Annotated in this window: 6 protein-coding genes; 4 read left to right on the forward strand and 2 right to left on the reverse strand. The window is 48.7% G+C overall.

Translation table 11 applies throughout. The annotated features are described in order from the left end of the window. From QZ147_RS08425 to QZ147_RS08435, 3 genes are all read left to right on the forward strand, one after another. A partial coding sequence (locus tag QZ147_RS08425) for a methylenetetrahydrofolate reductase (protein WP_295149260.1) occupies window positions 1-856 on the forward strand: 856 nt, incomplete at its 5' end. A 27-nt stretch (window positions 857-883) separates the two neighbouring features. Continuing rightward, a complete protein-coding gene (locus tag QZ147_RS08430; protein WP_295149263.1) occupies window positions 884-1,078 on the forward strand; it encodes a hypothetical protein in 195 nt (64 codons plus the stop codon). 465 nt (window positions 1,079-1,543) lie between these two features. After that, window positions 1,544-2,440, forward strand: coding sequence for a DUF3137 domain-containing protein (locus QZ147_RS08435; protein WP_295149265.1), 897 nt, complete (start codon window positions 1,544-1,546; stop codon window positions 2,438-2,440). 26 nt (window positions 2,441-2,466) lie between these two features. Here QZ147_RS08435 and QZ147_RS08440 read toward each other — a convergent pair whose 3' ends face one another. Beyond that, complete coding sequence (locus tag QZ147_RS08440; RefSeq protein ID WP_295149267.1) at window positions 2,467-3,171, reverse strand: metallophosphoesterase; 705 nt, start codon at window positions 3,169-3,171, stop codon at window positions 2,467-2,469. Window positions 3,172-3,329: 158 nt separating this feature from the next. Here QZ147_RS08440 and QZ147_RS08445 point away from each other — a divergent pair, with 158 nt between their 5' ends. Beyond that, on the forward strand, window positions 3,330-4,064 hold the full coding sequence (locus QZ147_RS08445) for a MipA/OmpV family protein (protein WP_295149269.1): 735 nt from the start codon (window positions 3,330-3,332) through the stop codon (window positions 4,062-4,064). A 78-nt stretch (window positions 4,065-4,142) separates the two neighbouring features. On the opposite strand, the gene QZ147_RS08450 is transcribed toward QZ147_RS08445, so the two are convergent. Continuing rightward, window positions 4,143-4,345: hypothetical protein (locus QZ147_RS08450; protein ID WP_295149271.1), on the reverse strand; the 203-nt coding region annotated here is incomplete at its 5' end.

The following is a 4,345-nucleotide window of genomic DNA, read 5'->3' on the forward strand; positions in this document are numbered from 1 at the left end:
AGAAAAAAATCTTTTGCTCTACGCTTTGACGCCGCCCAAGGCCGAATTTGAAGAGGCCAAGCTGCGTGAGATAGCAGATCGCTGGACGGCGCGCATAGAGAGCGTAAACGCCGACGGACTCGTGCTTTACGAGGTGCAAGACGAAAGCGACAGAAGCGACGCGCAAAGGACTTTCGAGTTTAGCGGGACGCTAAGTCCGCAAAGCTACTACGCAAACTACCTAAAAGTCGCGACACCCGGGGTATTTTACCGAGTCGCGGGCGGATACGACGAGAGCGAGTTTCGCGCGGCTTTGGCGGCTCAGAGTGCTGATTTATGCGTGCTTGTCGGAGCTACGTCTAGCGCGCAAAAAACAAGGCTGGATTTGACTCGCGCCTACGAGATCGCGGGCGAATTTAAAAATTTAGCCTCAGGCGGCGTATGCATCGCCGAGCGCCACGGCAAAAAGGGCGACGAGCCGCAGCGGATGCAAGAAAAAATCCGCCTCGGGGCTAAATTTTTCGTCTCGCAGGCGATTTTTGACGCGGATTTAGCGCGCAAATTTTTAGAAGACTGCGCGGCGGCCGAGATTAGCGAGCCGATATTTCTCACGTTTTCGACCGCAGGCAACCCAAAAACGCTGGAATTTATAAAGTGGCTGGGCGTGAGCGTGCCCCAAAGCGTCGAAAGCAGGCTAAATGCGAGCGTGGATTATCTGGCGCAAAGCTGCGAAATCATCAAAGAGATTTGGAGCGAGCTTAAAAGCTTCGGTGATAAAAACGGGCTAAATTTAAGCGCGAACGTCGAAAGCGTGATGGCAAAACGCGCCGAGATCGAAGCGAGCCTAGAACTAGCCCGCGAGTTTAGGCTGCTTTAAGGCAAGCGGTAAATTCGGGCGACAAGCGTGCGAAATTTAGGCGTAAAATCGCTCCGCAAAGTAAATTTTACCTTCGCGCTGCTTTGGTTAAATTTAGATGGTTTTGCTCAGAGCTTAAATCTACAAGCGCTAAATTTAAAGAAGCGAAATTTAAGTGCAAAATCGCGGATAAAGCCCGAAAATACGCGAACGGCGCAGGCTGTAAATTTGTTTTTACGCTAGCTTTAAATTTAGCCGCTCTTGCTAAAAGCTAAAATTTTACGAAACGCTAAATTTAAAACCGCTAAATTTAAGCAGCGTTTAGATAAATTTAAAATGTTTTGTTCGCTTGTGGTTCGTTTAAATTTGCGCGTAAATGCGGCGGCTAAATGCGAAACAAAGCGGCAAACGGCGTAAATTTAAGCAAAATCGCGGGACGAAAAGCGGCGTAAATTTAATAAAAAGCAAGACGAAAAAGCCGTAAAATTTAAGCGCGAACGTTAGGTTAAAATTTAGCCGCCTTGCCTAAAATCAATCGCCGCGGCGAAATTTAGCCGTATTTAGCGGCTTTGGTTTGCGAGCCGCAAGCCGTAAAAATCCGCCAAACCGCGTAAAGGAGTTAAAACGGAGACTTTATTTACCTTTATTTTCGTCGGCGCATTTGTAGCGCTTTTTGCGCTTCCGGCGGCTTCTAATCTTTTTGCGGCTTTGGGCGAAAAACCCGCTCCAAACTCGCCCGCGAGCGAGCTTTCGCCGGGGCTAAAAGAGCTAGAAAACGAGCGCGTAATTTTGGTCGCCGCTACCAAAAAAGCAAATTTGATCGGCCTTGGTGCTGGCATTTGCGCGGGCGCTGCGATAACGTATCTTTTAGACGCGATTTTCGGCGCTGCGATAGGCGCGCTCGTTTATACTTTTACGGCGATGCTTATCACCGCATCAAAAAGGCGCGAATTTAGGGCGAATTTTAAGCGCCAAATCATAGAAAAGATCGTAAAAAAGCACGGATTAAATTACGATAAAGACCGCGGGCTGGGGATTGACGAGTTTTTTACGATTTATGATTGTACGGTGCATCAGTGGAGCAGCGAGGATCTCATAAGCGGCGAGATAGAGGGCGTGCGCGTCAAATTTAGCGACTTTTACGCCGCCAAAATGGTAAAAAAGAAAAATAACACCGAGACGGTCGTGCTATTTCGGGGCGTGCTTTTTAAGGCGGATTTTAATAAAAAATCAAGCTGCGTAACGCAAATCGCACACGTAAATTCGCGAAATTTAGCGATCTACGGGCAGCGAGCGAGTATGGACGATGCGAGGTTTGAAGAGAAGTTTGACGTCTATACGACCGATCAGATCGGCGCTAGATACGTCCTTACGCCCGCGCTTATGGAGAGATTTCGCGAGATTTGCGAGAGATTTGGCTGCCCCGTAAACGCGGTTTTTAAGGACGGTCAAATTTTTATCGCCGTCGAGACCAGGCGCGACGACTTTGAGCCGCAGCTTGGTAAATCGCTAACGGACGAAGCGACGCTAATCGCCTATGAAAGCGAGATAGAAAGCTTTACGCAGATAGTAAAAGAGCTAAATTTAAACCGCAAAATTTGGTAGCGCGGCAAGCGGCGCGAGAATTTACGCTAAAATTTTAAAATTTCGTCGTAGCACAGATGAAACTCGCAGCCGTGAGCGGAGATTTTTCTATCTGCATGAAAGTGTCCGAAGTACCATTTCTCGGGCTTCGCAAGCTCAAAAATCCGCCCTAACATGTCCGTAGTCGGATCGTAAATCGCTCCGCCGCCTAAAAACAGATCGCTAAGCGCGGACATCAAAAAAGTAGGTGCCGTGTGGCTTAGCACCGCGTCTATCTTGCCGCCCGCGCTCTTAAAACGAGCTAGATTGCTAAGCGCGAAATTTAGCTCGTTCTGGCTTGGGATTTCGGCGCCCCAGTAGCTTACGTTTAGCCTGCGCCAAGCCCTGTCGATACTAAACGCCCCGCCGAAAGCTAGAAAATTTCGCCCGTCTATCTCGTAAATTTCGCCGCGCCTAAGCCAAAATAAATTCTCCCCTCCGACGCCTACCTTGCCGCCGAATTTTTCCTCGGTCGGTAGGCCGTAGAGCAGGTCGAAATTTTCGTGGTTGCCGTCGATAAAAAGCAGCGTATACGGCAGTCTGCCCAGCCGCTCTCTGGCGATCCGCTCGTTTGGCGTATCGCTAAAAAATAGACCAAAATCACCAAGCACGACTACGTAGTCCTCGCGCGTAAAATTTCGGCTTAAAAAGGCCTTGTTCGTGATTTTGTGAAGCTCCGCGCTCCCGTGAGTATCGCCGCAAAGGTATATCATTTTTTCTCTTTTTGATTTAAATTTTAGCGAAAATCGGGCGTAAATTTTACCCATATCTTGCTATATTTTTTTAAAATAAGTAATAATTACGACTTCGCTTCGTTTAAAAATTAGGACGCGGAATTTTAAGACGATCAAATCCAAATTAAGGAGAAAAAATGAAAAAATATCTATTCGCTCTTTGCGCTTTGGGCGCATTAGCCTGCGCGCAGGAGGCCAAAAACGGCGCAAGTATCGGCGTCGGCGCAGCCGTCCAAAAAGGCGTCTTTTATACCAAAGACCGCCTAAGCGCCGTGCCTTTGCCCCAGATTGAGGCTTATTACGAGGGCTTTTACGTTAGAGGCCTAGAAGCAGGCTACGAGCATAATTTTAGCGAAAACCTCTTTGCGGGCGCGTATGCGAGGTTTTTTGACGGCTGGCGCGTGAAGTCGAGCAAGCTAAAACCTCAGTACCGCAGCGTCCGCGACAGAGAGCATCAAACGGCGCTAGGAGGCAAATTCGGGGCGAATTTAGGCGGTTTTCAGACCTTCGTTTACGCCCAGGGCGGCGGACGGGGCGGTAGCTACGGGGCAGAGGCGTCGTATTTCTTACCCGCCTCGCAGAGATTTTCGCTTATTCCTGCCGTTACTTACGACGTATTTTCGCGAAAGCTTAGCGATTATTACTTCGGCACGGACGTGAGCGAGCTAGGCGGCGCGGTGACTTCGGCCTATAATCCTGGCAACTCCTACGCGCTAGGCGCCAGAGCCACGGCGACTTATGAATTTAACAACAGTTTTGGCTTAAGCGCGACGGCTGGCGCCAGAAGATTTTCGGACGAAGTAGCTCGTTCGCCCATCGTTCGCAGCAGATACGAGAGCGTAGTTTATACGGGCGTTTCGTATAAATTTTAGGCGTCAAATTTAAGCGAGAAAATGAGCGATTTTATCAATTTTAAAAGCAAAATCGTGGAGCAAAAGGCAAAAGCCAGGCTAAAAAATAGCGGCCTGCTGCGCCGAGTCGGCAACCGCTTTGCCCGCTTTTAGCTTGCTTGAAGCTCTAGATCTATACGCCCTGTGCGGCAACGCCGCCGCACCGCAAAATGCGCCTGCCGCCATAGTCTTGTTTAAATTTAACTGCTTTTTTATTTTAAAATTGATAAAATCGCTCATTTTCTCGCTTAAATTTGACGCCT

It is taken from the genome of uncultured Campylobacter sp. (assembly GCF_905371695.1).
Classification (GTDB): Bacteria; Campylobacterota; Campylobacteria; order Campylobacterales; family Campylobacteraceae; genus Campylobacter_A.